The 23,455-nt window shown below is 52.1% G+C and carries 21 protein-coding genes, 1 tRNA gene and 1 pseudogene; 8 read left to right on the plus strand and 15 right to left on the minus strand.

The features are described 5' to 3' along the window. Window positions 1-48: 48 nt before the first annotated feature. The 7 genes from WC959_08505 to WC959_08535 all read right to left on the minus strand — a co-directional run bounded on the left by WC959_08505 (window position 49) and on the right by WC959_08535 (window position 7,877). Complete coding sequence (locus WC959_08505; protein MFA5689172.1) at window positions 49-774, minus strand: type II secretion system protein; 726 nt, start codon at window positions 772-774, stop codon at window positions 49-51. A gap of 44 nt (window positions 775-818) precedes the next feature. Beyond that, a complete protein-coding gene (locus WC959_08510; GenBank protein MFA5689173.1) occupies window positions 819-1,322 on the minus strand; it encodes a prepilin-type N-terminal cleavage/methylation domain-containing protein in 504 nt (167 codons plus the stop codon). Then, complete coding sequence (locus WC959_08515) at window positions 1,322-1,948, minus strand: prepilin-type N-terminal cleavage/methylation domain-containing protein (GenBank protein ID MFA5689174.1); 627 nt, start codon at window positions 1,946-1,948, stop codon at window positions 1,322-1,324. The genes WC959_08510 and WC959_08515 overlap by 1 nt, the downstream gene beginning before the upstream one ends. An 83-nt stretch (window positions 1,949-2,031) precedes the next feature. Continuing rightward, a complete protein-coding gene (gspG, locus tag WC959_08520; GenBank protein ID MFA5689175.1) occupies window positions 2,032-2,469 on the minus strand; it encodes a type II secretion system major pseudopilin GspG in 438 nt (145 codons plus the stop codon). A 77-nt stretch (window positions 2,470-2,546) separates the two neighbouring features. Continuing rightward, entirely contained in the window at window positions 2,547-3,758 is a 1,212-nt protein-coding gene (locus WC959_08525) for a type II secretion system F family protein (protein MFA5689176.1), read from the minus strand. A gap of 136 nt (window positions 3,759-3,894) precedes the next feature. Further along, complete coding sequence (locus tag WC959_08530; GenBank protein ID MFA5689177.1) at window positions 3,895-5,580, minus strand: GspE/PulE family protein; 1,686 nt, start codon at window positions 5,578-5,580, stop codon at window positions 3,895-3,897. A 2-nt stretch (window positions 5,581-5,582) separates the two neighbouring features. Further along, on the minus strand, window positions 5,583-7,877 hold the full coding sequence (locus tag WC959_08535) for a secretin N-terminal domain-containing protein (GenBank protein MFA5689178.1): 2,295 nt from the start codon (window positions 7,875-7,877) through the stop codon (window positions 5,583-5,585). Between the two features lie 757 nt (window positions 7,878-8,634). Here WC959_08535 and WC959_08540 point away from each other — a divergent pair. Then, window positions 8,635-10,812 (plus strand): hypothetical protein, encoded by a 2,178-nt coding sequence (locus WC959_08540; protein MFA5689179.1) that lies wholly within the window; start codon window positions 8,635-8,637, stop codon window positions 10,810-10,812. 234 nt (window positions 10,813-11,046) lie between these two features. On the opposite strand, the gene WC959_08545 is transcribed toward WC959_08540, so the two are convergent. From WC959_08545 to WC959_08570, 6 genes are all read right to left on the minus strand, one after another. Next, window positions 11,047-12,753, minus strand: coding sequence for a GspE/PulE family protein (locus WC959_08545; GenBank protein ID MFA5689180.1), 1,707 nt, complete (start codon window positions 12,751-12,753; stop codon window positions 11,047-11,049). A 119-nt stretch (window positions 12,754-12,872) separates the two neighbouring features. Beyond that, window positions 12,873-13,646, minus strand: a complete 774-nt coding sequence (lpxA, locus tag WC959_08550) for an acyl-ACP--UDP-N-acetylglucosamine O-acyltransferase (protein ID MFA5689181.1) — start codon at window positions 13,644-13,646, stop codon at window positions 12,873-12,875. A gap of 5 nt (window positions 13,647-13,651) precedes the next feature. Next, on the minus strand, window positions 13,652-14,086 hold the full coding sequence (gene fabZ, locus WC959_08555) for a 3-hydroxyacyl-ACP dehydratase FabZ (protein ID MFA5689182.1): 435 nt from the start codon (window positions 14,084-14,086) through the stop codon (window positions 13,652-13,654). Window positions 14,087-14,196: 110 nt separating this feature from the next. Next, window positions 14,197-15,417, minus strand: a complete 1,221-nt coding sequence (locus tag WC959_08560; protein ID MFA5689183.1) for an LL-diaminopimelate aminotransferase — start codon at window positions 15,415-15,417, stop codon at window positions 14,197-14,199. 23 nt (window positions 15,418-15,440) lie between these two features. Then, window positions 15,441-15,803 (minus strand): hypothetical protein, encoded by a 363-nt coding sequence (locus tag WC959_08565; GenBank protein ID MFA5689184.1) that lies wholly within the window; start codon window positions 15,801-15,803, stop codon window positions 15,441-15,443. A 30-nt stretch (window positions 15,804-15,833) separates the two neighbouring features. Beyond that, a complete protein-coding gene (locus WC959_08570; protein MFA5689185.1) occupies window positions 15,834-16,154 on the minus strand; it encodes a PhoH family protein in 321 nt (106 codons plus the stop codon). Window positions 16,155-16,311: 157 nt separating this feature from the next. On the opposite strand from WC959_08570, the gene WC959_08575 reads away from it, so the two are divergent. The 7 genes from WC959_08575 to WC959_08605 all read left to right on the plus strand — a co-directional run bounded on the left by WC959_08575 (window position 16,312) and on the right by WC959_08605 (window position 22,731). Next, window positions 16,312-16,758, plus strand: a complete 447-nt coding sequence (locus tag WC959_08575; GenBank protein MFA5689186.1) for a PTS sugar transporter subunit IIA — start codon at window positions 16,312-16,314, stop codon at window positions 16,756-16,758. Between the two features lie 9 nt (window positions 16,759-16,767). Further along, window positions 16,768-18,447, plus strand: coding sequence for a cation:proton antiporter (locus WC959_08580; GenBank protein MFA5689187.1), 1,680 nt, complete (start codon window positions 16,768-16,770; stop codon window positions 18,445-18,447). Window positions 18,448-18,545: 98 nt separating this feature from the next. Next, window positions 18,546-18,632: transfer RNA gene (locus WC959_08585), tRNA-Leu, on the plus strand. Window positions 18,633-18,734: 102 nt separating this feature from the next. Next, entirely contained in the window at window positions 18,735-19,022 is a 288-nt protein-coding gene (locus WC959_08590) for an HU family DNA-binding protein (GenBank protein MFA5689188.1), read from the plus strand. A gap of 3 nt (window positions 19,023-19,025) precedes the next feature. Next, entirely contained in the window at window positions 19,026-20,282 is a 1,257-nt protein-coding gene (hisS, locus tag WC959_08595) for a histidine--tRNA ligase (GenBank protein MFA5689189.1), read from the plus strand. Window positions 20,283-20,325: 43 nt separating this feature from the next. Beyond that, the gene (gene aspS, locus WC959_08600; protein ID MFA5689190.1) at window positions 20,326-22,104 is read left to right on the plus strand and encodes an aspartate--tRNA ligase; all 1,779 of its coding nucleotides are present in this window, start codon (window positions 20,326-20,328) and stop codon (window positions 22,102-22,104) included. Window positions 22,105-22,122: 18 nt separating this feature from the next. After that, window positions 22,123-22,731 (plus strand): MarC family protein, encoded by a 609-nt coding sequence (locus WC959_08605; protein ID MFA5689191.1) that lies wholly within the window; start codon window positions 22,123-22,125, stop codon window positions 22,729-22,731. Between the two features lie 112 nt (window positions 22,732-22,843). On the opposite strand, the gene WC959_08610 is transcribed toward WC959_08605, so the two are convergent. After that, window positions 22,844-23,260 carry a sensor histidine kinase gene (locus WC959_08610; GenBank protein ID MFA5689192.1) on the minus strand — a complete coding sequence of 139 codons (417 nt, stop codon included), beginning with the start codon at window positions 23,258-23,260 and terminating at the stop codon, window positions 22,844-22,846. Next, window positions 23,214-23,455 (minus strand): annotated as a pseudogene (locus tag WC959_08615) (hypothetical protein). The gene WC959_08610 and the pseudogene WC959_08615 overlap by 47 nt, the downstream one beginning before the upstream one ends.

The raw sequence follows: 23,455 nt of genomic DNA on the forward strand, positions 1-23,455 counted from the left end.
CTCCGGCGTGAACAGGCTGGAAGCCTGTCCTACTTTGGAAAAAACATCTCACAAAATTTTTCCTTTCACGGCATAATTAAATCTAAAAATTTCCGGCGCACCGTTCGGCAGTTGAATTTTGAGTTCAATAAAATCCGGCACAGCGAGTGCATAATTACCGGCGATTTCGTCCGGCTCCATTTCCACCGGCTCGCCGGATTCTTCGTTGTAAATCCAGTAACTGAAATTCAGCGCCGTGGCGGTGCGAATTAAATCTGCTTCCAGCACCGGCAGACGTTCATCCACTGTACCGGAAATTCCCTTCCAGTCGCAGTCGTCGCCGACCGGATTATCAACCTCGCACAAAAATGAAACATCGCGGAGTTTTAATTCGAACAGTTCACTGGTTTCGTTCTGCGAAATATTGAGCGTAATCCAGTGCAAATATCCGTCGCGCTCCGGTTTTAAAAACGGGCGCGGCAGACAGAACCCGAGCGACTGCATTTCGCCGCGAAAACGAATCGTGCCCTCTTCAACATCGTATTCGTTTGTTTCCGACAGCAACCGCTGTTCCTGCATAGACAGCGTAACGCTTTCCGCAGCGCGCAGTGCATCGCCGAGCATTGATTCGAGCGCGCGCAGCCGCATTGTATCGGCAACCGACTTCTGCGCCTGAACCACCGAATCCATCGCATTGCGCACAATGCCGGTTAACGCCGCCGCCAGAATTCCGAACACCGTTAATGCAACAAGTAACTCAACGAGGGTAAACCCTCGTTGCAGTTCAGAGTTCACAGTTTTTAAAAAACCCTGAACGTTGAACTCTGAACGTCGAACTCTCATTCTTCTATCTCAAAAACCTTAAACCCGCTCATCTGAACTTTTCCGCCGTCCCACGTCACTGTGATGTTCAACTGCGCCGGAGTTCCGGCGGCAAATTCAATTCCCGGCCATTCGTCAAATCCTTCGGTTGTAATTCCGGCAGTCCACGCAAAACCGTTTTCGTCACCGGAAATTTCATCCTCAGAAAATTCCGGTGCGCGACGCAGTGAATCCATTTCGCGCGTCGCGATGCGAACGGCCTGCGCATGATCTTTTATAAACGTCACATTTTTCAGATGACTGCCGAGCGCCGTTAAAATTCCGCCGGCGGCAATTCCTAAAATGGTTAACGCAATTAACACCTCTAATAATGAAAAACCGGTACGCAACGTAGAACAACCGTCACCTGTCCGCCATAGCTTTAGCGCCGGTGGACGGTTGTTTTGCAAGCGTCCACCTTCGCCGAGGCTTCGGCGAACAGGTGACGCTTGCTCTGCTTTTTCTGTTCCACTTTTTTTCATTATAAAATTTCCGGCGCGCCGGTGAGCGCGTCGCAGGTCAGTTCAATGGTTATGTTTTCGCGGGAAAGCCGGATGCCGCTGCCGGCGGTGCTGCCGAGCGGTGTAAAGCTGAGTAACGGCGCGCCGGTTTCGGATGTGGGGCGGAATTGCCACTCCCGCTGGTCGCTGCTTTCGCCAGCGAAAGCCTCTCTTCGAGTCCTGTCTGCCCTTTCCGATATTTGCGCAGACAGGAATGTCTGCGCCGCAAGTTGTTCAATGGTGGTGCCCTCTGAAAAAATACATACGCGGAAAAAACGATTGGTGGCCGGTTCAAATTCCGGCGCGCGACCGGAATTAAAAAATTGTGCGTCGGTAATTTTCAGTTCGCGTGCGTATGCCGATTCCACTGCATAAACGGTGCGCGCCGGAATATCGGCATACACATCGACCTGCGTTTTTTGTTTCACCGCCGCCGCGCGCGCGTCTTTTAATAATTCCGTTAATCCGCGCGTCTCTTTTTTCAGTGCGTTTTGCGGCAAATCAAATCCGGAGAATGATGATACCGCCACGAACGACAGTATTGAAATTATTCCTAACATCACCAAAAGTTCAATTAATGTGAAGCCGTTTTTCGGTTCAGAGTTCACAGTTCGGAGTTCACGGTTTTTTACTGCCGATGCACAATTGCACAGCAAACTCTGAACCCTGAACCCTGAACGCTGAACTCTCATTATTCCTCATCCAGATTTGATAAATCGGCGTTATATTTTTCGCCGCCTTCAACACCGTCGGCGCCGTAGGAAATAATTTCAAACGGTTCATTGCCGGAACCGGGGACGATGAAAATATAATCGTTGCCCCAGCCGTCGCGCAGTGCGCGGCGCTTCGTCAGATATTTGCCGGCCCAGCGGTCTTCGAGTCCGTCGGGACAATCGTACAGAGCACCGAGTCCTTCTTCCGGCGACGGATAACGGCCGATGTCCAGACGAAACCGTTCGAGTGCGTTTTCGAGCGCGGTGAATGATGTTCGCGTTGCTTTGACTTTGGCTTTGTCTTCTTCGCCGCTGAAATTCTGCACCGCAATTGTTCCGATAATCATCAGAATTACCAGCACAACGAGCAGTTCGACTAAGGTGAAACCTGCATTTGAGCGTTTTCTTTTTTTCATATTTCTTCCTCTTTATTCCGTATTGCGTACTGCGTATTCCTCGCCAAGATACGCAAATACGTAATACGAAATATTTTCTATCCTCCCGTACTCATCATCATAATTCCCTGCAGCGTTGCGACAACAATCACGCCGACAACAATTCCCATGACGATGATAAAAAACGGTTCGATGACGGTGACGACGCGCGACGTGGTGGCGTCAACTTTTTCTTCGTAGCGGTCGGCGACTTTGTTGAGCATGAATTGCAGTTCGCCGGATTCTTCGCCCATTGTGATCATGCGCGCTGCGAGTTCCGGAAATTCTTTGTTCTGCTGCAGAAATGTTCCCATCGGCTGACCGGACTGCACGCGCACATAAACTTCTTTCATTAAATTCCGCAACGCCGCGTTGTTGAGTGTGCCGCCGGTAATTGAGAGCGCCGAGAGAATCGGAACCTGTCCGTCGAGCAGCGAGCTCATCATCCGGCAGAAGCGGCTTGTTTCCGCCTGTGCGATGAGCGTACCGAACAGCGGAATTTTCAGCACGGCGCGCCCGAATGCGATTTCGCCGTCTTCGGTGCGCGTTTTCATTTTATGCCGGAAAAACAGCAGCGCGATGAGCGCCGGAAAAATCCACCAGTAACGCTGGAAAAAGCGGCTGGCGGAAATTACGCCGGCGGTCAGCGCCGGCAGAAGCTGTTCGTTTTCTTCCAGCATTTCTGCAAAACTCGGCACCACAAAAAACATCATGATGGCGATGACGATGATGCCCATGACGACGAGCAGCGACGGATAAATCAGCGCGCCGGTTACTTTACTGCGCAGTTTCATCCGGCGTTCAAGCAGTTCGGCAATGCGCCGCATAATCAAATCCAGCGAGCCGGACATTTCGCCGCCGCGCACCATGTTGACATAAAACCGGTTGAACACCTGCGGCTGACGCGCCAGCGCATCGGCGAACGACGCACCGCCGTTCACATCCTGCCACACTGCGGTGAGAACTTCTTTGAAACGCGGATGCGTACAAAGTTCCGCCTGCGTTTTCAACGCCTGTTCGAGCGGAACTTTCGCGTCGAGCAGCGCCGATGTTTCGGTTGAAAAATCGACAAGCTGCTGCTGCTTAATCCGTTTTGTTAATGACAGCGCCGGCGAACCGTTCACGCCCTGCTCGCCGGCGCCGGTGAGGCTCAACACAATCCAGCCGTTTTTCTGTAACGACTGCAGCGCCTGCGCTTTGCCCGGTGCTTCGAGCGCGCCGTTGCGCGGCGTTCCATCGGCAGTTACAGCTCTGTATGAATAGCGGTTCATTTTTAAAAATTCGAAATTCGAAATTCGAAGCACGAAACAAATGTTAATTTTAAAAATTCAAAATAAAAAACCGGTGGAATGTTTTTAATTTGAAGTTTGTTTCGAATTTCGAGCTGCGGATTTCGTGCTTTCATTTTTATCCCCATCTCGTTACGCGCCGGATTTCTTCAACGGTGCTGTCGCCAGCGATAATGGCGTCCCAGCCGCATTCGCGCAGCAGCCGCGTACCGCTGGCGCGCGCAAGCTGACGAAGCGGCGCGGCTTCGGCGCTGCACTGAATAAGCGCTCGCATTTCTTCGTCGACCACGAGCAGTTCATAAAGTCCCATGCGGCCGTAAAAGCCGGTGCCGTCGCAATGCTCGCAACCGCGTCCGTGATAGAGTGTGTATTCGCGTTCGCGCGCTTCCGGAAAATCGGCGAGGTGCGACCCTTCGATCGTGTTCGGCTCTTTGCATTGCGAACAGATCCGGCGGCAAAGCCGCTGCGCGAGCACACCGCTCAGCGCCGATGCGATGAGATAATTTGCCACGCCCATTTCTGAAAGGCGCGCAATACTGCCGGCGGCATCATTTGTGTGCAGCGTACTCAAAACCATGTGACCGGTGAGCGACGCCTGGATGGCAACGTCCGCTGTTTCACTGTCTCGAATTTCGCCGACCATAATAATATCGGGGTCTTGACGGACAATCGAACGCAGCCCGTTTGCAAACGTCATGCCGGTTTTCGGATTCATTTGAATCTGATTGATCGCCGGCAACCGGATTTCCACCGGATCTTCAATCGTAATAATTTTTACTTTCTCACTGTTCAGATGTGTAAGTGCGGTGTGCAGCGTGGTTGTTTTTCCGCTGCCGGTCGGGCCGGTAACCAGAATAAAACCCTGCGGGTCTTCGATCATTTTTTTGAAAAGCTGCTGCTCGCGCGCCGGCATTCCGAGGCGGTCGAATTTCAGTTCAACCTGCTGCTGATTAAGCAGACGAATAACGACGTTCTCGCCGTAAATGGTCGGCGTGGTTGCAACGCGCATATCCAAATCGTGGCCTTGAATATTCATTTTAATGCGGCCGTCCTGCGGAATGCGGTGTTCGGCAATATCAAGCCGGGCGAGCAGTTTCAACCGCGACACGACGGCGGCGTGATGTTTTTTGTCGATCTGTTCTGCTTCGTACAAAGCGCCGTCGACGCGATAGCGAACGCGCAAACGGTGTTCGCCGATTTCCACATGAATGTCGGATGCGCGCCGTTTGACAGCCTGCGTGATAATCAGATTCACCATCCGCACCACCGGCGCTTCGAGTGCGAGGTCGCGCAAATGCTCCTCTTCGTCGCTCCAGTCGCCGGCCTCAAAAACGCTGGCGTCTTTCATTACAGTGCTGAGATTATTCTCGGCGAAGCCGCCGGTTGTTGCGAGCGCTTCATCCATCTGCGCCGGCGTTACAACGAAGAGCGGCAAATCGTGTCCGTATTGCAAACGCAGTGCATCCATCGCCGACCAATCGGCGGGATTATCGGTGATGGCGGCGGAAATCTCGTCGTTTTTATTCAACAGCAAAATCCGATGCTCAAAGAAAAATGCAAACGGCAGTTCTTCGGAAAGAAAAACATGCTTCGCCGGATTTTCAATTTCGCACACCGGCAGGTCAAACTGTTCGGCGAGCGCGACGGCGAGATCGGCACCGGAAATTTTTCCGGCGTCAATCAGCCGTTCGCCGAGCCGTTCGCCGGAACTGTTTTCCTGCTGTGCGCGCAGTGCCGCCTGAATATCGTCGCGGCTCGCGGCGCCGCGCGCAACCAGAATGTCACCGAGCAGATGGTACGCCATGATTATTCTCCTTCAGCCGCGGCAGCTTCCGGCGCCGGTTTTTTCTTCTCCGCTTTTTTGCTTTTCGCGTCCGGGACTTCGAGATTGTAGAGCCTGCGGAGTTCATCGCCGGAATTTCCGCCGATAATTTTGGCGCGGAATGAATCGGTCAGGAAATCGGTTTCTGCGCGCGAGTCGACAACGTACGGCGTGAGAATCATCAGAATTTCAGAACCTTTTTTCACCGTCGATGTGCGGCCGAACAGCCGGCCGATGAGCGGAATGCGGCACAGGAACGGAATGCCGGTGCGGATGTTCTGATCTTCACTTTGAATCAAACCGCCGAGCACGAGCGTCTGTCCGTTTTCAACCTGGAGGTTCGACGAAATTTCGCGCGTCGTGAAAATCGGCGGCGCAACCTGACTGTTGGAGTCCACCGTGATTTTATAATCCGGCGGAATCTGGCGCAGCACCTGAACCAGATTCAGCGTCACCATTTTATTGTCGTCAATCACCGGCGTCACCGTCAGCGTCATCTTCGCGTCTTTATAGGTATACGAATAATTGTCGCGCGCACTGTTGTTGCCGGAAATGCTCTTTTCCTGAATCGGCACTTCTTTACCAAACGAAACTTCCGCCTGCATTCCGTCGCGCGTCAGTACCGTCGGCGACGCGAGCACGTGCAAACGGTCGTCCGTTTCCGCCGCTTGAATAAACGCCAGTTTGTCGGAACTCGATTGCAGCAAGTATGAAAATCCGTCCGGGTTAGGTCCGGCTGAACTTGAAGGAAGATTCCAATCACGCCCATAACCAACATCTCCGCTCACCGCGAGTCCCTGCGAAACCGCCCACTCGATTCCGAGACTCATACCTTTGTCGAGCGTCACTTCAACGAGCACCGTTTCAATCAGCACCTGCCGGCGCGGGCGGTCGAGTTCGCGAATCGTGCGTTCGATATCACGATGCTGATCCGGCGTGGCATTAATGATCAGCGTGTTCGTATCTTTATCGGCGAGAATCACCGCTTCTTCATCCATTTCCGGCGACGCCGACGTTGCGCTTGTTGAACGCTGCGCCGTCTGATTTTGATTTCCGGCGCTCTGTGTTTGGCCGCCGGCAGTTTGCGTGCGCTGCTGTTGTGTTTGTGCCGCAGACTGCTGCTGGCGGCTCACCGCCGCCGCGCTGCTCTGCTGCGCGCGGCGCTGCGCCTGTGTCTGCCGGTACAGCGTCGAATACAGTGAATCCAGCGTTTTACCGATTACGTCGGCGTCGATCACCTGCAAACGGTAAACGCGCGTGCTGCGTTCGTTCGTATCGTCCATCTGATCGAGCAAATGAATCCAGCGCTCAACATCTTCCGCTAAGCCTTCCGGCACATTATGCGCAACAATCACATTCAAACGCGGCACGGATGTAAACCGCACCGGCGTGCCGTCGCCGCCGGTGCGGCCGGTGAATATCGACGTCAGTTCGCGCACGAGATCATCCGACGAAGCTAACTGCAGCGCGTACGGTTTCATCATGCCCGGCGGAAAATCAATCAGCTTCACCAGCGCTTCCATCTGTGTTAAAAACTGCTGCGTGCCGAGCACCAGCACCATGCGTGAACCGCGCATCGCAAACACGCGCGGCGGACGTCCGCCGACCGTATTCAAAAACTGCTCCGCCTGCGACGCGTCAATATATTTCAATTTAATCACACCGATCACCGGCTTGCCGTCCGCGTGCTTTTCATCGGTGAACGATTCGACCACCGGACGAATATCCGACGGCGAAAAAACCCAGACGCGGCCGCGCTGTACGCGCTGCACTCCGGCGGTTTCCAGAATGGCGTCAAACAGTTCGAGTTTATCTTCGTTATTCCACGCCGTCACATCGCCGGCGCGCACGCTCACTTCCTGCGATACATTCACCGATGGCGAAATCACAAACTCCATGCCGAGGTCGCGGCTGAGCACTTCAATACAATCCTTCAACGTCACGTTTTCCCAGTTCACCGCCGCACTCGCCGGATTCAGTACCGGCGGACGCGTTGTTTGCAGTTCGCCGCCTTCCACTGTACGCTGACTTGCCACCGCCGCCGGATCGCGTGCAACCGCACCGCCGCCGCCGCCCTGCTGCTGCCGCTGCATCATTGCTTCACGAAAACGCTGCTGCTGTTCCGGCGTCATATTCTGAAAATCCGGCCGTCCGCCGAAACCCTGTCTTTGACTTTGTCCCTGTCCCGGTGCCGGCTGACGCGCCGGAAAATCCTGAGAAAACAAAATCGTGCCGGAAAATACCGCCGCCGCCACCAGCGCCCATTGCCGAAATTTCATATTGAACCCTTCGTTAAAAAATCCACGCCAACGGGAAACGAACGCAAAAGCACCGGAATTTATTGTACAAAAAGAAAACTTTTTTCCGGCGGAGAAAGTGGAAACGGCATTCCTGCCGCCGGCCGGAGGCTGGAAGCCTCCTCCACTTTATGCGGTCGAAGACAGAATATCACGGATTTAGAGCGTATTAAGAAAAATTATAGCCACAAAAACACAGTTGCTTGCCTGTCCACGACGGAGCGGCAAATGTGGCGCAGGCATTCCTGCCTGCGCAGGGCAGACAAGAATGTCTGCCCCACAACGATGCATGCGCGGACAGGCTGGATTCGAAGAGTAGCTTTCTGAAAGAAAGCAGTGAAAACGGCAAACACACCGGATACACGGATTTTTTTACAAAAAGGCAATGAAGCGCTGCATTCGTGTTCATGCGTGGTTTATCAATCATTCGGCCCATAATTATTTTGCGATTTTTGCGCGTTTTTGCGGTTATACATTAATTTAAAATGCTCTAATGTCGCGAATGCGAAGTTTCACGGCGTTCAGATCAGCTCCGACAGAAACTGTGATAAAATAAGAATTCCGAAGTTACCCGGAGGTATCTCTACCGCAATCAAAAAATATCTGTCTAAAAAAGTGTACTGCTTATGACTAGTTTTTCCCATTGGTTCTTTTGGGCCGTACTTCATAATAACGTTACTGTTTCAGACGATATAATTATTTAATGATAATAATAAGGAGTCAGGGCATGTGCATGGGAATGAGTATTAAAAAATGTGTTTTATCGGTTGTTTCAGGACTGTTTTGCTGCGGCGCAGTTCAGGCGCTGGGCATAGAGATCGGAGCAAGGGCGTCGGCACCGGTGCCGGAAAAAAATTTCCCGCCGACGCTTTCATTCTACGCCTCGTTCGATGATGGGCTGGATGCCGAATTTTCCCGCTCGGAAGGCGGCGCCGGCGGCTATAACGCAGAAGTTGCTCCCGGCGGAATTACCAACGGCGCGATGACCATCGTCAGCAAAGGCGGTCATTTGAGTTTTCGCGGCGACCACAATGTGAACACCGAAAACGGAACCATCACATTCTGGTGCAAAGGTTCGGCGATTGCCGGCGCAGAGGGCGATGCCTGGCTGTGGCAGGTGCGCACCACCGGCAATCATTTCATCGGCATTCGCCGGAACGGCAGTGCCCTTGCACTGGTATTCTCCAGCTATCAGGGAACAAAGCCGAACTATCCGGACATCTCAATTCTGAACTGGGACAAAGGGGCATTCAATGCCGATGTCTGGTATCGTATCACGGCATCATGGGATGCCCAGCTGGATAAAGGCTGGCTGGATGTAAACGGACAGATGGTGGAAGGCACCTTTAATATGCCGGATCATCCCGGTGCGGCGCTGATCTTCTACGTTGGCGGCGGTGCAGCCGGACGACAGGTTACCGGCGGGTTGCTGAATGAGGACAACCGCTTTGATGAAATTGCCATCTATGACCGCAGTCTGAAAAATCTCTACGAAAACAACAGCCTTTCGGAAGATGAGGCAGACTTAATCCGATGGGTGGAAGCCGGTGTCCGCAACAACCTGCGTGAGATAGCAAAACTGCAGAATCTCGGCGGCTGGATGCCCGTATATACGTGGCCGTCATGCATCGGCGCGACATCGCAGGGCCGCGACCAGGTGGTTAACCGCGATCTGATCAGCCTGAATAAACAGATCGGAACGTCGCGCGTCGCCGGACAGTTCCTCTACGCCTACGATGTCCTGCGTGATCCGGTTTATCTCGACATCGCCATCAAAACCGGCGAAATGCTGATCGACGCACAGTTTACAGACGAATATGAAGGACATAATGGCGGCTACTGGGTCAGCGACTATATCGTCACCCCGCGCGGCGTAGAACGTGCGCCGGGCGCCGGCGTACTGCTGCAGGACGGGGTTCAAAGCGATCAGCTCGGACTCCTGATGGCGCTCTATAAAGTCACCGGCGATATCCGCTATAAAAATGCCGCCGTCAAAAACGGTGAATTCTTCATGGACTATCAGAATCCGGACGGAAGCTGGTCGTCCGCTGTTGATCTGGAGAACGGCATCGGCATCACTACGCGCAGAGACCCGCAAGGCGGCGAAATTAATGATAATGCAATGAATTTTGCCATGGACGTCATGCTCTCTCTGTGGCACTTCTCCAATGAGCCGCGTTTTATGGAAGCCTATAAAAAGGCCGCCGACTGGTTTGTGGACGCGCTGATTGAGAACGAACACGTTTGCGGCTGGGCGCTGCAGTACGACAATCAAAAAAATCCGGTCTGGGCGCGCGACTTCGAGCCGCCGGCACTCTCATACGATGCCATCCCGATGGCTGCCAAAGCGCTGATTGAGGCTTACCGGCTTTCCGGCGACGACCGTTATCTTGAACCGATCCGCAAAACCTCGACCTGGCTCAAGACAACTTTCCCAGATGGAAAGATGTATTATTATTACGACATTGCAAGCGGACGGCCGCTTACCGCCTATAAGAATCAGATTTATTTTCTGGATGATCCGGAGCAAATGGCACTGGCACAAACTTTCCCCATATCTGCCGCGATGACCGCAATCCACGACTGCCCCGACCTGGACAGCATGCTCGCTAAAGCCAATACCGCCGGTATTGATAACGACTCGGCCATCTCAACCGGCAACCTGAAAACACAGGCAATCTCCTCATTAAGCCGGCAGAGTGAAGACGGCATGTGGTTATACATCGTCGGCAGCGGAAATTATGTTTTTGGCAATGGTTTTGCCGCATACAGAATCCTGCTGCTCAGATACCTGGCGTATATTGAGCGCATCGATCCGCGCGTGCCGGCAGAACTCCGCCACCTTGGCGGCGACGGCGATCTGCTCAAAATGGCGGCGCCCGGCAACTGGTATGATGTACAATGGCCGACGGAATAATGGAAGGTTTGTCAGGATAACAGGCAGACCGGTTTTTAGATAAATTTCTTTGGCTCCCTGGCGGTGAACCCTTCTCCCCGTGTTACATCGTTACGCGTAGAATTTTCCAGCGCAAAGCCTCTGAAGTATACGGTAAACCGGGAACCGTGCGCCGCCAGCCGTACGGATGAAAAATAAGGATGGTTGACACGAACGCTCCGCTGTTTCTGCGTCGAAGCAGATCAAACAACCGCTTTATGCTTCATTTTCTTCGGTAACGCGAAGGATTTCTTCGACGGTAGTAACGCCGTTGAGCACTTTATTCCAGCCGTCTTCGCGCAGGGTACGGAGTCCATGAGCGCGTGCAGCTTTCATGATTTCACTGGCGGGCGCGCGATCGATAATGAGCGGGCGGATATGATCGGTGATGACGAGAATTTCGTAAATCCCGGTACGGCCTTTAAAACCGGAGCCGCGGCATTCATCGCAGCCTGCCGGTTCATAAATTTTATGATCGACAAGCTTTTCCACCGGAAATCCTTCACAATGCAAAATTTCTTTTTTGAGTTCGTCAACGTCCACCGGCACACGGCAGTTCGGACACAGACGCCGGACGAGGCGCTGCGCAATGATGCCCTCAACGGAGGATGAAATCAAAAACGGCTCGATGCCCATATCAATCAGACGGTTGATGCTGGAGGCGGAGTCGTTCGTATGCAGTGTACTGAATACTAAATGTCCGGTAAGTGCGGCACGAATGGCAATGTCCGCCGTTTCACCGTCGCGAATTTCGCCGACCATAATGACGTCGGGGTCCTGCCGCAAAAATGTGCGCAGTGTACTGGCAAACGTGAGTCCGATTTCGGGGCGCATCTGAACCTGATTCACGCCGGCCATTTCGTATTCAATTGGATCTTCAGCGGACATGATACGTTTATCGATGGAGTTAATTGTGTGCAGCCACGCATACAGCGAAGTTGATTTGCCGGAGCCGGTTGGACCCGTACATAGCAGAATGCCGTGCGGGCGAGTGATCATTTTTTTCAGCACCGTTTCGTCGCCCGGATCGAGGCCGAGCTGCTCCATGGTGATTACGCGGCTGCCGCGCAGCAATAAACGTAAGCTGACACTTTCACCGTACACGGTGGGTATAGTGGAAACACGCACGTCAATATCTTCGCTCTGAATACGCAAGCTGATGCGTCCGTCCTGCGGCAGACGTTTTTCGGCGATATCCATGTTCGACATAACTTTGATACGCGAAATAATAGCGGACTGAAAACGCTTCAACGCCGGCGGCAGCGGGGTTTGATGCAGTACACCGTCGATGCGGTAACGGATGCGCAGATCGGTTTCCATCGGTTCAATATGAATATCGGTAGCACGGCTTTGGTGCGCTTCCCAGATAATCTGGTTTACAAATTTTACGACGGAAGCTTCCTGATCGAGCTCGCTCAGGTCCTGTTTGAAAAGTCCCTCTTCGTCAAGGTCAATGCGGTTATCATCCTGCATCATGCGATCGAGCGTTTCGGCACCGACGCCATACAGGCGTTTGGCGGCACTGGTGATATCAGCGGCAGGGCTGAGTGCCAGCCGTATGCGCTCACCGGTGACAAGGCGGACGGCATCCAGCAGTCCGGGCTGCAGCGGATTAGACGTGGCGATGCGCAGAATACTATCCTCGAAATCCACTGGAACGATATTGTAGAGGAAGACGGCTTTGGGCGGCAGTTTGGCAAGCAGTGCCGGATTAATTTCCGCCGCCGCCAGGCGGATGAACGGCAGATTCATAACCTGCGCCAGCCTTTCAAGAAACAGCTCTTCGCGTATGCCGGTTTTTTCAACGGCGGTTTCCGTCAGCCCGTTATTGGCTTCAGCCATTACACCAAGAACAGCCTGTATCTGCTCCGGTGAAAAAAGTTCTGTTTGCTGAAGCATTCCGGCGAGCTGGCTGTTTTGCATGGTAACTCCTTTTTTTACCGCGAATGCATGCGAACGGGCGCGAATAAAACCTGAGTTTCACTTGTTCTATACTATTTAAACGCCTCAATCCTGATGCCTGTGGCCCAAAATCTTCCAGGTTATCGCGCAATTCCTATTTTAGACGAACGGATAAACTGAATTAAATATTGCATCTCCGGCAGTTGCGGCAGTTCTTTCTCCATGCGTTCCAACGCAACCGGCAGCGGATCGTTCTGCCGGTAGAGAATGCGGTAGGCTTCTTTGATGCCCGCGCGCGCTTCCTCGGAAACGCCACGGCGTTCCATGCCGATTTTGTTAAAACCGCGCACACCCCCGTCCTGTCCATCAGCAATCATAAACGGCGGAATATCTTTGATGAGTTTCGACATGGCACCGATAAATGCCATTTTCCCAATGCGCCGGAATTGAACGATGCCGACAAGCCCCTCAATGGTTACAAAATCTTCAACCGTTACATCGCCGGCAAGTTGAGCACCGTTGGCGATGATCACATGATTGCCGACGCTGCACGCATGCGCAACGTGCGCGTAGGCCATGATCAGACAGTTGGAGCCGATGTGCGTCATTTCACCGTCATGCGTTCCGGCGTTAATTGTGACGCATTCACGGATCACAGTTTTATCACCGACAATCACGCCCGGCGCACCGCCTTTATATTTTAAGTCCTGCGTTTTCCCGCCGACGCGCGCGAACGGATGAATAACACATTCGCTGCCAACCGTTGTATAGCCGTCAACCACTGCGTGCGAAATCAGCTCCGCACCGGCGCCGATATTTGCATTCGGCCCGACCACACAATACGGTCCGATTTTTACACCTTCGCCAATCACTGCTTTTGAATCGACAACGGCGGTTGGATGGATCTGACTCATAGAAGTTATCCTGCAGAGCTGAACATCAGATCGGCTTCTGAAACTAAAGTATCGCCGACATAGGCTTTGGCACGGACCTTGGACAGGCGCGGTTTAGCATTCAGCACCTCTATTTCCATCCGCAACTGATCGCCGGGAACCACCGGCCGCCGGAAACGCGCGTTATCAATTGCAGCAAAATAAAAGATTTTGCCCGAGTCGTTAAAGAGTTTAGCCATGATTACACCGGAAACCTGCGCCATCGCTTCCATCTGTAAAACGCCCGGCATCACCGGATGCCCGTCAAAATGCCCCTGAAAAAATCCCTCGTTAAACGTCAGGTTTTTAATGCCAATAATCCGGCGGTTTTCAACATCACACTCAATAATGCGGTCTACTAACAGCATTGGATAACGATGCGGCAGGATTTTGAGAATTTCATTAACTTCAATCACTGACATATCTAAAAACTCCTTTTTCTTTCAGGCTCAAATGAACGGTTAGTATCTTTGAAACCGAAAAACAATTCAACCTTAAACCGTACTGAGGGATTGCGGTTTTTAATTATGGATTAAAATTTCAGATCCGCTTTTTTGAGACGGAGCGACAGTTCGTTTAGCACGCGGTCTTCGTCGGCAGTGTGCGCAGCTTCAAAAACAGCACCGAAGCGGAGATACGGTCCGGTTTCGTCCCACGGCACAGTGGAAATCCCGGAGTTCTCGATCAGAAAGAGCGACGCTTCTTCAGCGTTTTTGAATTCGATGTTGCCGGCGCCCCGCGGTGCCTCGACGTACAGATAAAACGTTCCGCCAGGCATGGAGGCGTTAAAGCCGGCGTCTTTAAGCACGTCGACCATTTTACGCAGCCGGCGCTCATAATGCCGGCGGATGTCTCCGGCAATCAATGAATCCGCAATTCCGGCACAGGCTGCGAGCTGAATAGCTTTAAACTGTCCGCTGTCGCAATTATCTTTAATCATCGCCAGCGCATCCACCGCCCAGGCAGCGCCGCAGAAAAATGCAAGCCGCCAACCGGTCATATTATATGCCTTGCTCATGGAATGCAGTTCAAGCGCGCATTCTTTCGCGCCGGGACGCTGTAAAATAGACTTCAGCGGGCTGTCATAAACAAGCGTGGAATACGGTGCATCCTGTACAATCAGAATATTATGTTTTTTTGCAAACGCAATCAGCTCATCGAAAAACTCATCGGTTGCCACAGCACCGGTGGGATTATTCGGATAGTTGACATAGAACAGTTTGCATTTATCAGCCAGTGCCGGATCAATATTTTTTAAATCCGGCAGAAAGTTGTTTTCTTTGAGCAGCGGCAGATCAACAACGTTTCCGCCGAGATATTTGGTGTGTGTTGCCATCACCGGATAACCGGGCACGGTCTGGAAAATCACATCGCCGGGATTTACGAAGGCGAGCGGCAGCATGGCGAGCGCCGGTTTTGTGCCGATGCTGTGATTGATTTCGCTTACCGGATCAAGTTCCACTCCGAAAAATTCGCGCATATATTGCGCGGCAGCCTGTTTAAATTCGGGAATGCCGTTGTCGGCATACCCGCGGTTGGACGGTTTATCGACTTCAATTTTTAACGTATCGCGAATCACCGGTGGTGCCATGCGGTCGGGTTCGCCGACGCCGAAATCAAGAATTTCAAGTTCAGGGTGTTCTTTGCGTGCTTTGGCTTTGGCGCGTTTGATTTTTTCAAATTTGTAAATCGCGGTGGATTTGCCGTAATTTTCCCCGCCGATGCGGTCAGCAAAAAGCTTTTGTGCGTTCATGTACTGTATCCTTTTGTTAGTCGTTAAATTCCTTCCAGGTTTCCTTGATTCGCCGGATCGTCAGACGGAATTATCCGGTCGAGCTCTTTTTCCAGTGTTTCGATGGAAAATTTAAGAAGCGGGATTGATGCAGCAGTGTTCATCAACACGCCGTGTTCTACACTCACGTTCTCGCGAAAAAAACCGATCACAATCCGTTCATTACGAAAATCCGCGGTCAGGAAAACCAGGTCCATCACGCGACCGGCATTGCCGAAATGTTCTTTGGAGAAGACGTATTGGATGTGCCGCGCATATTCACCGTGAATTGAGAGCGTAGCGTCATTCCCTGAATGAGTGAAGCCCCTTTCCGCCAGCACTTTTTTTATATTTTTTTTGAACAGCATCGCCTCCTCCTTTCTGCATCGGAAACGTGTTTATAAAGAACCGGCGCACAGTTTAAAAGCAGATTGCAGCTTTTTCCGCTCGTCTGACCGCACGCCTTCTGTCAGCAGGATATGCGCTGCGATAAATTTCTCCTTAAATTTTTCAATCACGGCACTCAAACTGCTTGATAGACTATCGTCATACGGATTATCAATCTGGAACAGATCGCCGGTCATCACAATTTTTGTATCCTGTCCGACGCGTGTAATTACCGTCTTCACCTCCAGCGGGGTCAGATTTTGTGCTTTATCCACAATCATAAGCTGATTTGAAATGTTGCGCCCGCGAATAAAATTTTTGATCCATTGCACTGTATAAAAATTTCAGCGTAACTGAAACTAACAGAATACACTGAACGCATAAAAATTAATCAAACAAATCCATATAAAATTTTTGCCAGGTTTTTTGCATTGACCCTTTTGGGCAAAAGCTCACAATGCGCGATTTATTTTTGACCCGGAGTGAATCATGAATCTCAAAAAGATTCTTACAAAAGAGTGTATTCTGCCGGACTTGAAAGCCGACACGAAGAACGGTGTAATCGAAGAGATAGTTACCGCGCTGGCAAATGCCGGAAAGTTCACCGACAAGGATGCCGCGCTTGAAGCGATTCTCGCCCGCGAAGCGAAAATGTCTACCGGCATGCAGAACGGCATTGCTATTCCGCACGGAAGAACTGACGCCGTGACACAACTCGTCGCCGCTGTCGGAATTCACCGTGCCGGTGTTGACTTTACCTCGCTGGATGGAACCCCGGCGCATATTTTTGTGATAACACTCTCGCCGAAAAGCCGCACCGGACCACATATCCAGTTTCTTGCCGAAATCAGCAAACTGCTTTGCAAACCGGAATTGCGGGAAAAATTACAGAAAGCAGCGACTGCCGAAGAAATTTTAAGCATTTTAACCGCGTAGGAAAATATCATGGATACAGCTCCGTACGTTGCCGAAACTCTCAACACTGTTATTCAGACAGCACAGCACACAGTGGAGGCTCGTTCATACACCGAAATTATGACGCTGCTGGTTTTGCAGCTCGCTTTGATTATTATTGCAGCGCGGTTCGGTAACTTTCTTTTTCAGCGTTTTCTAAAAATGCCGGGGGTACTGGGAGAACTCGCCGCCGGTATGCTGATCGGCCCGTATGCGTTCGGTTCAAAAATTATTCTGCCGCAGCTTGGCCCCATGTTTGTTGCCGGTTCCGGCGGACTGCCGGTATCCACCGAACTGTACGCCATCGCAACCATCGCCTCGATTGTACTGCTCTTTTTGTCCGGACTTGAGACCGATCTAAAAACGTTTCTGCGGTATTCCGTCACCGGTTCAATTGTCGGCATCGGCGGACTGCTGGTTGCATTCGTTTTCGGTGATCTGTGCGCAGTGTGGTTCGGCCTGGCTCCGTCGTTCATGCACCCCACCGCCCTCTTCCTCGGAACAATTTCCACTGCGACATCCGTCGGCATCACGGCGCGCATTCTGGCGGAAAAACGGAAAATGTCATCGCCGGAGGGTGTAACCATTCTGGCCGGTGCGGTGATCGACGACGTGCTCGGCATTGTGACATTAGCCATTGTTGTCGGTATGAGCAAAGTCGCTCAAGCCGGCGGAACCATGGACTGGCTCGGAATTGGAATTATTGCCGGCAAAGCACTCGGTTTCTGGATTGTCTGTACCGCAGTCGGACTTGTCGCCGCACCGAAACTGACCGGCACATTGAAAAAACTCGGCTCACCGGAAATCATTGTTTCCATCTCACTCGGGATTGCCCTGATGCTTGCCGGACTCTCTGAAATGGCAGGACTCGCCATGATTATCGGCGCGTACATTACCGGACTTTCACTGTCGCGTACTGATGTGGTTCAGGAACTGCAAAACAGGCTGCAGGGTATATACGATATGCTCGTACCGGTTTTTTTCTGCGTGATGGGCATGCTTGTTAATTTTTCAGCCATGCGCAGCGCGCTGGTATTTGGATTAATTTATTCATTCGTTGCTATCGCGGCAAAAGTGGTGGGTTGCGGATTGCCGGCCTATTTTACCCAGTTTAATTTGCGCGGCTCACTGCGCATCGGACTCGGTATGCTGCCGCGCGGCGAAGTTGCGCTGATCGTCGCCGGAATCGGACTTTCCTCGCAGGCGATCGGACAGGATATTTTCGGCGTCGCTATTTTAATGACGATCATCACAACCATGGTTGCGCCGCCCCTGCTCGTCCGTTCATTCAACGGCAAACCCGGGTTGAAAGATTCCATCAAGATATCTAAAAGTGATGATGAAGAAGCGGCATTCACTCTTGATTTTCCGTCGGAAGATATTGCGGAATTTATGATGCAGCGTCTCGTACGCGCTTTTCAGCGTGAAGAGTTTTTCGTCAACCACCTGCATCTGGAAGGTGAAACATGGCAGGTGCGCAAGGATAATCTGGTATTCACCTTGACGCGCACCGGCAGCGTCATTAATGCCAGTGTTCCGTCCGACCAGCAGCACATCGCACGACTCATGATCCTCGAAGAACTGCTTTCACTCTCCGACCTGTTTGAAGCGTCGAAAAATATGAAAAGCCTCGACGTCATGGGTACCGAACTCGTCGGCAATCTGTTTTAAACAGCAAAAATCCGTGCGGCAATCAACGTATTATATGCCGGCTTTGATTCCCGCTTGCATACGACCCAAACCTTTCATATTATGTTGGTTTTCACTCAGCCGGAGTGGCGGAATCGGTAGACGCACTGGACTCAAAATTCAGCGGTAGCGATACTGTGAGGGTTCGAGTCCCTCCTCCGGCACCATAGACATGCAGCAGGAATATAGCTTGACCGCAAACGTGCCGGAATTACAATAATGCGCTTAATTATAAGAACTTAGATTTTTAGAGAGACCGGAGGTAGGATATGGCTGTAACAAAAAGAGATTTGGTGGTTCACATCGCAGAAGAAACCGGACTGATTCAGCAGGATGTAACTGTTGTGATTCAGAAAGCACTGGATTATATCGTCGATGCGCTCGCTGACGGCCAAACGATTGAATTCCGCAATTTCGGTGTGTTTGAAATCAGCACACGCAAATCACGCATCGGCCGCAATCCGAATAAACCGGAAAATACGGTCATCATTCCTGAACGCCGTGTGGTGAAATTCAAGCCCGGCAAAATTATGAAACAACGCGTTACCGGCATATAATCGATGGCATCAGAACAGTTCCAGCCGGTACAGGGCATGTCGGATATTGCTATGCCAGAAATCTGTCTCTGGCAGGCGGTTGAGCAGCAGGCGCGCGAAATTTTCGCACGGTACCGCTTTACAGAGGTCCGTACGCCGCTGCTCGAAAAAACCTCGCTCTATACGCACTCTCTCGGTGACACGACTGACATCGTCACCAAAGAAATGTATACGCTCAAAGATCGCGGCGGGCGTGATCTTGCCCTGCGTCCTGAAGGCACCGCCGGCACACTCCGTTACATCGTATCCGGCGGAGACGAAACCGCCGGCGCACGCATTTTTTATATGGGTCCGATGTTCCGGTGCGAACGCCCGCAGGCCGGCCGCAAACGCCAGTTTCATCAAATCGGTGTGGAGGCTGTCGGCACACCGAATCCGCTCGCTGATGCCGAAGTGATCGCACTGCAGGTCGATCTGCTGACGGCATGGGGACTCAAGGGCGCATCTATCCGTTTAAATACAATCGGACTGCCGGAGGATCGCGCTGCGATTCTTTCCGGACTGCGCGATGCTATCCGCCCGCGTTTGCACGAACTGCCGGAAGAGGCACGGCAGCGTTTTGAAACTAATGTACTCCGACTGCTCGATTCAAAAGATGAGGTGGTACGCAACATCATTAAAGACATTCCGCCGGTGACCGAGTTTATGTGCGCCGCATCGCGCGACTATCTCAACGCTGTCGTCGAAACACTGCGCACACTCGAAGTGAACGTTTCCGTCGACCCGTCGCTCGTGCGCGGACTCGACTATTACGTCCACACCGTGTGGGAAATTGCGCACGACGGACTCGGCGCACAGAACGCGCTCGCCGGCGGCGGACGCTACCGGCTGCAGTTTGGAAAACATGCAGTGGACGGCGTCGGCTTTGCTGTCGGCGTTGAGCGGATCATCGCCGCACTTGCCGCCACCGGAATCACGGCGGAGCAGTTTTTGCCGCCGGCGCCGGTTTTTATTGTGTCGCTCGGAGCGGCGGCACTGAAGGAAAATATGCTGCTCATGCAAACGCTGCGCCAACACGGCATCGCGTGTGAAATGGAATTAGCGGAACGCAAAGTGCAGAAACAAATGCAGCGCGCCAATAAAGCCGGCGCCCGGCACGTGATCATCCGCGGCGACAGCGAGCTGGAAAAAGAAATTTTTGTTCTGAAAAATATGGACGACGGAACCCAGCAGGAAGTAAAACTTCCGGCGCTTTTAGAACAATTGATCGTTAACCAATAATTTTTAACTGATAACTCTGAACTGAATAACCGGGAACTGAACTATGCATCCTTTTCGCACACACACTTGCGGCGAGCTTCGTAAAAAACAGGTTGGAGAAACCGTACGGCTCTCCGGCTGGGTCAACACCATTCGCGATCACGGCGGCGTTCTGTTCATCGATTTGCGCGATCATTACGGTATTACGCAAATCGTCATCAGCCCCGAAAAACCGTTCTATAAAGAGATTGAACACTGGCGCGTTGAAACGGTGCTCTGCTTCACCGGCAAAATTGTCGCGCGCGATGCCGCCGCAATCAATCCGAAACTCGCCACCGGCGAAATTGAACTGGTCGCCGACGAAATGGGCGTGCTTGGTGAGGCGGAAGTGATCCCGTTTCAGGTGAGCAAAGAAGAGGAGTGCTCCGAAGCGCTGCGGTTAAAATACCGCTTTCTCGATCTGCGCCGGAAATCGCTGCACAGCAATATCGTATTGCGCTCAAAAGTCATTTCACGCATTCGCGAGCTGATGACCGGCATGGGATTCCTTGAATACCAGACACCGATTCTCACCAGTTCTTCACCGGAGGGCGCGCGCGACTATCTCGTACCGAGCCGTGTTCATCCCGGAAAGTTTTATGCGCTGCCGCAAGCGCCGCAGCAATTCAAGCAGCTGTTAATGGTTTCCGGGTTTGACCGCTATTTCCAAATCGCACCGTGCTTCCGCGACGAAGATGCGCGCGCCGACCGCTCGCCCGGCGAATTTTATCAGCTCGATATGGAGATGAGTTTTGCGACGCAGGACGATGTGTTCGCCGTAAACGAAAAACTGCTTTCAACTGTCTTTGCAGAGTTCAGCAACAGGAAAACCGACACCGCGCCGTTCGTGCGTATTCCGTACCGCGAAGCGATGGAGAAATACGGCACCGATAAGCCCGATTTGCGCAATCCGCTCATCATTCAGGACGCGAGTGAAATTTTCTGTAACAGCGGATTCAAAGCATTCGCCGGCGCGGTGGAAAAAGGCGGCGTGGTAAAAACCATCGCCGTGAAAGGCTGCGCCGCTCAGCCGCGCAAATTTTTTGACGACATGATTACGTTTGCGCAGTCTGTCGGCTCCAAAGGGCTGGGTTATATCAGCTGGCTGAACGGTGAAGTAAAAAGTCCGATTGCCAAGTTTCTGTCCGAAGACGAGCTCGCGCAGCTGAAAGAACTCGGCGGAGTGGCTGACGGTGATACCATGTTCTTTATTGCCGATGAGTTGAAAACCGCGCAGTCCATTGGCGGAGCGGTTCGTACCGAACTTGGACTCCGGCTCGACCTGCTTGAAAAAGATGTCTTCCGGTTCTGCTGGATTGTCGACTTCCCGATGTATGAGCTCGACGATGACGGCAACGTTGCTTTCAGTCATAATCCGTTCTCCATGCCGCAGGGCGGCATGGATGCACTGCTGAATAAAGATCCGCTCGACGTGCTGGCCTATCAGTACGACATCGTTTGCAACGGCACTGAACTCTCGTCCGGCGCCGTGCGTAATCACAGTCCGGAGCTGATGATCAAAGCCTTCGAAATCGCCGGATATGGACAGGATGTTGTCGAGTCAAAATTTCCGGCGCTCTACCGCGCATTCAAATACGGTGCGCCGCCGCATGCAGGCATTGCGCCCGGCGTTGACCGCATGGTCATGCTGCTCGCCGACGAACCGAATATTCGTGAAGTTATTGCGTTCCCGATGAATCAGCGAGCCGAAGACCTGTTAATGAATGCGCCGGGCGAAGTTGAAATGAAACAGCTGCGCGAACTGCACATTAAACTCAATCTGCCGAAAAAAGCAGAAGAATAATTTGCAGAGGAGCAGTCCATGCAGTTTAGCGAGCTAATCCGTATCTCCATCAAACTGTTTCTTCTGTTAACGCCATTTTTTGTGCTGACTGTGTTTGTCGGCCTGACCGATGGAATGCCGCATATTCAGCAGCGCCGGATTGCATTACGCAGTTCGTTCACCATCTGGGCGACGTGCATTATTCTTTATTTTTTCGGAAATCAGATTTTCCGTTATCTCGGTATCACACTGCCGGCGTTTCAAATCGGCTCCGGAATTCTACTGCTGTTGAGCGGAATCGAACTCGTGCGCGGCACCGTTATGAAAAGTTTGCGGCACAGTCCGGAAGATTCCGGCGATATCACTGTAGTGCCGCTCGCGATCCCATATACCGTCGGACCGGGCACCACCGGTGCGCTGATGGTTATGGGTGCCGTGCAAAAACCGCTGACCGGCTGGCTGATTGAAATTTTCGGCATCACTGTCGCCGTATTGTTTATTGGCGCACTGCTTTATTTTTCCAACCATATTGAGCGCCTGTTAAAGCGTAAAGGCCTGGATATCCTGAGTAAGCTCACCGGACTGTTCCTGTGCGCACTGGCAACGCAGTTGATTCTTACCGGCATTAAAGTTTTTTGGGCTCAATAATTTAAATGTCAAAAATCGAGAAGCGATTTTTCGTTTGGTGGAACGCGATCTCCGAGCGCGTTTTGAACGTGCCCGGAGGTCACGTTCCACCTCTGGTTTATGTTCGTTCGTTTTAATTCAGGCGAGGAATTATAACCGTCATAATACATCCGCCGATGGTTTTATTTGTTGCTGAAATTGTGCCGCCGTGTGCCTGTATGATGGTACGGGCGAGACTTAGTCCAAGTCCGTTGCCCGGCGATGAACGACTTTTTTCGCCGCGGTAGTAACGGTCAAAAATCCGGCTGAGTTCCTGCGGAGGAATGCCGATGCCGGTGTCGGAAATTTCAATCCAGATAAATTCATCGGCGATTTGCGCGGACAGATGAACGTATCCGCCGGTGGGTGTATATTTTATGGCGTTATCCAGCAGGTTGGAAATGACGCGCTGCATGCGGCTTTTGTCGCCGGAAATAAGTAGCGGCTCATCGAACAGCTCTACTTCAAGCTGTATGTTTTTTTCTTCGGCAACCGGCTGGAAAAGTTCGATAGATGTTTAGTCCCACAGTGTGGTGGAACGGATCAAACTAAAGCGATCCATAACAGAAGTCCAGATGCTGCAGATATATTCGTATGGCGTGAGGCCATGTAATGTTTTGAGCCGTTTGGCGAAATGATAGGCCATCAAAAAGATCTGTATGTGTTCTTTCAGCTGATCATGGGTTCCATAGTGATAACGCTTCAC

The organism is Kiritimatiellales bacterium, from assembly GCA_041656295.1.
Taxonomy (GTDB): Bacteria; Verrucomicrobiota; Kiritimatiellia; order Kiritimatiellales; family Tichowtungiaceae; genus Tichowtungia.